Raw genomic sequence first — 6247 nt, 5'->3', positions numbered from 1 at the left:
TTGTCAAATGCTCCGATAACTTCCTGCTGTTCCAGTCTATTAAGTCTTTCTATGATGACCTGATACTCTGCTTTTAATTCTTCCAGCTTCTGCTCATTACTATTATACTCTGGAAAACTTTTCTCATGTGCAAAAATATAAAACGGAATCAGCATCAGCAGGCGTTTTTCAAAAATATCGTCAATCGAATACGTCTGTACTTTCATAATCGGCACATCGTATCGCACGGTTCCACCCGGTGTAACTATCACATATTTCATTTTGTCCGGTGTCTTTTTATAGGTCCGAAGATACAGCACTGCTGTATTGGGGAATGTCACTGTCAGTGTTTCCTCTGTAACCTCTCCCGCATCAAGCGCGATCTGCGCATCATACTCAAAAAGTCTTATCGTAATTTTCCCATCCGGATAGCTGCTCTCGCATTCAATATGGTATTTTTTCTGTATCCTTCCCAAAATTGTAAAATTAGTATCTGTTATCCGTTCTTTATCTGCTTCATCCTGTCGGTCTATAAAATGTTCATTGGGAAAAAACTGTATTTCTTCTTCCCCAGTATATGTCTCCCCGAAAATCTCATTGATTACAGGAATAATCAATTTCCGGCAATCATTTAAAATTGTCCGGAATGCCCCGTCATATATATTTGCCATCTGTTTTCCTTTCTCAGGTTGTGACTTCATCATATCATTTTTCTGCTGCAAATTCAAGAACTACCTGTCTTTATACCCCTCTTCTGCTGCCTGACAGTTACTTTCCACACCCACTCCCCGAACTTACAGACAACAGCGGAAAATACCGTACCGAGAGCCTTTCCCACATTTAGTTTCTCACCACAGTATTTCAGACAACTGTCCGCTTATCTGATATCATACACGCTGCGCACTCTCAGGCCCACAGGCTCTCCACCCAGAATCTTCACCTGCTTCTCCCCTGCATTCATATCGAAATAATTATCCGCAAGCAGTAAATCGTTCGCCACATTCAGATGAATAGATTTCTTCACTTCGTAAGGTTCCGCATTGGGATTGGCATCCTGGGTCAGCACGCCCTCCTCCGCACAGGACAACAGAATCGGTGCAAAACACCGTTTCTCATAATAATAAAGCGCCTTCCAGCGGCCGCAGTAATCAATGGAAGACCAGCTCGCCACCGGCCAGCAGTCGTTTAGCTGCCATACCACCATTCCCATGCCATACATCCCAGTAATGCACGTCTCCCCTGTTTTCGTCATTGGGAGCATCGAAAGCATCACCTGACGAAGGACTGGCAGGCCAGTAAAAGGTGTTTGGGTCATATTATTCAGATAAATGTCCGCCACTGTGTCAGTCCCGTCAAAATGAAGAAGTACCTTCTCCTGAGAAAGAATCTCCTCCGGCGCATCGAAGTCTGTAAGATATATAAAATCATTGTATCTTATATCCGTATATCACTGTTCTCCTGTTCTTACTATATCGCTACCCTTTTCTCTTTTCAACAGCATTTTCCTGCCGGGACCAGGCAAAGACATCAAAATTCTGCACTTCTGTAAGCTGTTTCGCAGTTCCACTCCCTTGACATCAGATAAAATTGCAGATATACTTTACCTGTCAATGGGGATGCAGATAAAAAGAAAGCGAAAGTCAGGCCGCTACAAAAGTGCAGCCGTAGAAAGGATAAGACATGGATTTGAAAAAATTTGTGAGCAAAGCCGCACCTCTCGGTGTTCTCGGAGTCAGGATTTCTCAAAACGACGAACTGAAAGCCCAATGGCACAGAGAGGAAGAATGCCGCCGCAATGTCTATTCTGCCTCGAAAAGCTTCACCTCCTGCGCGGTAGGATTCGCCGTTCAGGAAGGTCTCCTGTCCCTGGATGAGAAGCTTATCGACGTTTTCTCCCGGGAACTTCCCGAAATCGTCAGTGAACATCTGGCCAAAGCCACTGTCCGCGATCTGCTGACCATGTGTCTGGGGCAGGAAGCAGGCGGTCTCATGGGAACACAACGTCCTCTTTATGAAGAAGATGACTGGGTGAGGCTTTCTCTGTCCATTCCTTTTACCCATGCGCCGGGCAGCCGTTTTGTCTATAACAACGTAGGCCCCTATCTGGCCGGAATTCTGGTCCAGAGACGGGCAGGCTGTGACCTGGTATCCTACCTGACTCCCCGGCTGTTTACTCATCTGAACATCAAACGCCCCATGTGGGAAACGGATCCTCTGGGCAATACCTTCGGAGCCGGCGGACTGTTCCTGACCTTATCGGAACTGCATAAATTCGGTCTCTTCTACCTGAACAGGGGCCGTTGGAACGGAAAGCAGCTGCTCTCCCCCGAATGGATCGCGGAAAGCACAAAACCGCAGTCAGATCCTCGATATGGGTATCTGTTCTGGCGGGGAGAATACAATTCTTTCCGTGCAGACGGAAAATATTGTCAGTTATCCATCGTTCTGCCCGATCAGGCCGCTGTTATTTCCCTGGTGGCAGAATGCCGGAAAGGCGAGGAACTGATGCGGGCTGTCTATGATGAACTGTGCGGACAATTATAAGGCACGCATTTTTACCGCGTGCCTTCTGAAAATCCTTCGACCTGTATCAGACATTCCTTTCCCTGAAACGCTGCTCCATAACAGAGAATCGTTTTATATCCTTCCAGCTGAAGCTGTTTTGTATACTGATTTTCAATAATCTGTTTCAATGCTTCTTCGCATTCCTTTTTCAGATTCGAGCTTTTCTTTCCTGACCACTTAACTTCTATGACAAGTGCTCTTCTGCAGCGCTGATCCCGCACGATGATATCCGCACGCCCTGTTCCCTGCTCTGAATTGGACTTTACATCATACCCGACTCCAGAGAACAGCCCCGTTACAAACGCATGGTAGTAATCTTCTTTATAGTCAAAATAACTGATAGTGCCAAACAGAATATCCGAAATATCCTGTGTCAGATTTTCATCTTTCCCCTCCCACCAGTTTTGGAAGAACTCACGTCTGTCTTCTGTCCGCACCTTTTCCTCAAACCATTGCTTCACCGTCAGTCCAAAAACGGACTTTACCTCTTCATTTGGAATGCATAATGCCATACTGTCCTCAGCAACATTCGAATCATTTGCGTTTTCCTGAGGCTGTGCCTGTGTCAGATACCCTGTCAGGTATAAAATGCTCCAGATATTATCTTCCGAAGAATGGGCGATATCGTATGTCAAATCCTCTCTGACTGCCTCCCGAATCACACCGCCCCCCAAAAGAATCTCAAATTTTCTGCCCACATTCATGCCAGGCAATTCAATAAACTTTCTAATGATATTATTGTGGCTGGTATCCAGCCAATGGTTTCCCGGCCTTGCCTGTTTGTCCTCCATCAGTGCACGCACGTGGTTAATCACATCCCACGGGCAATAAACCTCTCTTCCGCCGAAACGATATCCGTCATACCACCTCTTCATTTCCGGCAGTTCCGGCATATAACCTGCGTCGGCCAGCAACCTACACACTTCCTTTTCTGTAAAACCAAAATATCTGTTATACCGTCTGTCTGATATAGAATTGGAAATGAAATTATTGGAACCGGTAAAAATACTTTCTTTCGCAAGTCTCATGCAACCGGTAACCACCGCAAACTGAAGCGCCAGGTTTGTCTTCCAGGCCATACCCAAAAGCCTTTTCACCACATTCAGCATATCCCTGTAGTACCCATTGTCGCTGGCTTTTGCCAGAGGAACATCATATTCATCGATCAGAAGAATCACATTTCTCCCATAGTGTGCTTTCATCATGCAGGTTAAAATATGCAGTGCGCTCTGTGTATCTGTATCCGACCCACTGCGATTCTTCAACTTCGCAAAAGAGATCCTGTCCGCACTATCCACATTCTCGCTGTCCCCCAGATAGGCATGTTCGATGCACAGAGAAGAAATCGCGTACTTTAACATATCATGTGCATTCTCAAAATTGTCTCCATCCACATCCTTCAGCGTCAGAAAAAGCACCGGCCACTGATTCATCCATTTATCACAGAATTCCCTGTCTGCAGTAATTTCCAGCCCCTCAAAAATCTCCCGGCTGTCCCTGCGAATATCAAAAAAAGCGGCAAGCATACTCATGATTAATGTCTTGCCGAAACGTCTTGGCCGCGTTATCAGATTAACTTCAAAAGTTTCATTTAACAGTTCTCTTATGAACGCAGTCTTATCAATATAATAGCAGTTACTTATACGAACCTTTTCGAAGTCATCCATCCCATATGGCAGATTTACATAAGACATGCGGCACGCTCCTTTTCATAATAGTACTGTTTGCTCAATTTACTTTTATACTACACTACTCCTTCTGCAATTTCCAGTACTTTCATCTATTTACTTTTCTCCTTGAAATAATGACGCTTTTTCTCCCCGATTTTCTCTCAAAGATTCCACCTTGTTATATTTTTGCCCTCCGATATACAAATCACCCCAAATATACTCATTCCCAGCAATGAGAGAATCCCTGCCAGGTATACATGCCAGGGCGAATATAACATTTCTATCTCGTGTTCCCCTTCTGTCAGCTCCACCCCGATGAATGCATCGAAAATTAACTTTATTTCCGCCTCTTTCCCATCCACATATAATAGTTCTGTATTCTCCTGAATACAGAAAAAGCAGAGAAGCAAGCCTGAATCTCCTCGCATTTCTCTGCTTTATAACCACAATATAAAATTTTCCTCATTATCGTTTTACACTGTCTGAAATCCTGCAAGCTGCTCTACTTCTGCAACACTAAGCTCTGTATCTTCTGCAATCTCCTCAACTGTAAGTTTTCCTCTCTTCAATAGCTTCAGCGCCGTCAGCTTTTTGGTTTCGCTAATCCCCTGACTCTTTCCTTCCTTTATTCCCTGCATTAAAATAGTTCTTGCTTCTGTTTCAATCAACGCTCCGCTCATCATATCACCTACGCCTTTCCGCACATTCTCATACTTCTGTGCAATTTCTTTAATCACATCATTGGAAAGTTCTATAATCGTCCGCTTGTCAAATGCTCCGATAACTTCCTGCTGTTCCAGTCTATTAAGTCTTTCTATGATGACCTGATACTCTGCTTTTAATTCTTCCAGCTTCTGCTCATTACTATTATACTCTGGAAAACTTTTCTCATGTGCAAAAATATAAAACGGAATCAGCATCAGCAGGCGTTTTTCAAAAATATCGTCAATCGAATACGTCTGTACTTTCATAATCGGTACATCGTATCGCACGGTTCCACCCGGTGTAACTATCACATATTTCTATTGGTGTCGCTCAATATAAATCAAACCCCATATGGCGCATTAATTTCCCGTCTTTTAGAAATACACCAAAATCTTCTCTTAAATAACTTCCCTCCCACATTTTGTAGCGTCGCTGGTAATTATTATAGGTTATAGTATACAGCAAAAGCTGACGGTCAGTTTGGCTTAATTCTATCACTTCCATATTATATTTCTTCCTCATGGTTTCCACGCAGAAGCAGGACATTTGGCGGACACTGTTCCAGCCACTTTAACATCTCATAGCTTTGCTTTCCCCTGTCGATATAATCCCCCGCCAGAATCAAGTTGTCCGATTCTGAAAAGCGGATTTTTTCGAGCATGGAGAGGAACTCATTGCAGCATCCGTGGATGTCGCTGATAACATATGTACTCATTTTGCTTCTCCTCCATTATAGTCACAGGGCGCCAGCTGTAGTTCCCCTTCATTTGGATTTCGTGTGACAATTAAAAATGTATACACAAATTCCGATTGTGATTTGATGATTTTAAGGAAAATATTAGCTGTTATATTTTGATATTAAATTTTCCGCTAACCCTTGAAAACACTAAGTTTATCGCAGGTGAGCTTTCCCTTATAGTTTCCCTTGTATTATATCTTCTCACAGGGTATTACGAACCCTAATGAGGAAAACAAAATCACATAAAACATTATAACACGAAATATATGGAAATTGGTAAACTGATTGAAATGCTTTCAAAAACTCAATGAAAAGAGGACAGATAAAATGAATATGATTTACGCAACATACAATATCCACCATAACAGCATTGACATATATACTTATGCAGGCTACTTTTTACGGATAGACTGCAATAAAGCAGAAGAAGGATTGAAAACTACTCCCTGCTCTGAATGTGCCTTAAATGCTCTGACAATAGATGAACCACTTGAATATGCAAGATTGTATCTTGAAGGAAATATGCAGATGTGGGTGGATGCGGAAGACAGCCTTGAACTGTGGTAATTTTAATTCCCCCGAATTCGGG

At 43.3% G+C, this 6247-nt stretch carries 8 protein-coding genes and 1 pseudogene; 2 read left to right on the top strand and 7 right to left on the bottom strand.

The genetic code is table 11. From position 1 onward, the window contains the following. On the bottom strand, positions 1-650 hold a 650-nt coding region (locus tag NSB25_RS18455), incomplete at its 3' end, for a hypothetical protein (RefSeq protein WP_257479293.1). 206 nt (positions 651-856) lie between these two features. Further along, positions 857-1295 (bottom strand): annotated as a pseudogene (locus NSB25_RS18450) (hypothetical protein); the annotation flags it as partial. A 364-nt stretch (positions 1296-1659) separates the two neighbouring features. Between NSB25_RS18450 and NSB25_RS18445 the strand changes: the two are divergent. Continuing rightward, the gene (locus NSB25_RS18445; RefSeq protein ID WP_103242739.1) at positions 1660-2523 is read left to right on the top strand and encodes a serine hydrolase domain-containing protein; all 864 of its coding nucleotides are present in this window, start codon (positions 1660-1662) and stop codon (positions 2521-2523) included. An 11-nt stretch (positions 2524-2534) separates the two neighbouring features. Here NSB25_RS18445 and NSB25_RS18440 read toward each other — a convergent pair whose 3' ends face one another. The 5 genes from NSB25_RS18440 to NSB25_RS18420 all read right to left on the bottom strand — a co-directional run bounded on the left by NSB25_RS18440 (position 2535) and on the right by NSB25_RS18420 (position 5634). Next, complete coding sequence (locus NSB25_RS18440) at positions 2535-4238, bottom strand: AAA family ATPase (protein ID WP_103242738.1); 1704 nt, start codon at positions 4236-4238, stop codon at positions 2535-2537. A gap of 90 nt (positions 4239-4328) precedes the next feature. Beyond that, a complete protein-coding gene (locus tag NSB25_RS18435) occupies positions 4329-4661 on the bottom strand; it encodes a hypothetical protein (RefSeq protein WP_242982647.1) in 333 nt (110 codons plus the stop codon). 26 nt (positions 4662-4687) lie between these two features. Further along, complete coding sequence (locus NSB25_RS18430) at positions 4688-5185, bottom strand: hypothetical protein (RefSeq protein WP_257479292.1); 498 nt, start codon at positions 5183-5185, stop codon at positions 4688-4690. 64 nt (positions 5186-5249) lie between these two features. Then, positions 5250-5423 (bottom strand): hypothetical protein, encoded by a 174-nt coding sequence (locus NSB25_RS18425; protein WP_172455186.1) that lies wholly within the window; start codon positions 5421-5423, stop codon positions 5250-5252. 1 nt (position 5424) lies between these two features. Next, positions 5425-5634: a metallophosphoesterase gene (locus tag NSB25_RS18420; RefSeq protein WP_103240861.1), complete on the bottom strand. Its 210-nt coding sequence runs from the start codon at positions 5632-5634 to the stop codon at positions 5425-5427. A gap of 351 nt (positions 5635-5985) precedes the next feature. Between NSB25_RS18420 and NSB25_RS18415 the strand changes: the two genes are divergently transcribed. Continuing rightward, on the top strand, positions 5986-6225 hold the full coding sequence (locus tag NSB25_RS18415) for a DUF6061 family protein (protein ID WP_103240862.1): 240 nt from the start codon (positions 5986-5988) through the stop codon (positions 6223-6225). Positions 6226-6247 lie beyond the last annotated feature (22 nt).

It is taken from the genome of Acetatifactor muris, from assembly GCF_024623325.1.
GTDB lineage: Bacteria > Bacillota > Clostridia > Lachnospirales > Lachnospiraceae > Acetatifactor > Acetatifactor muris.
This window is presented reverse-complemented; position numbering and strand designations above follow the sequence as displayed.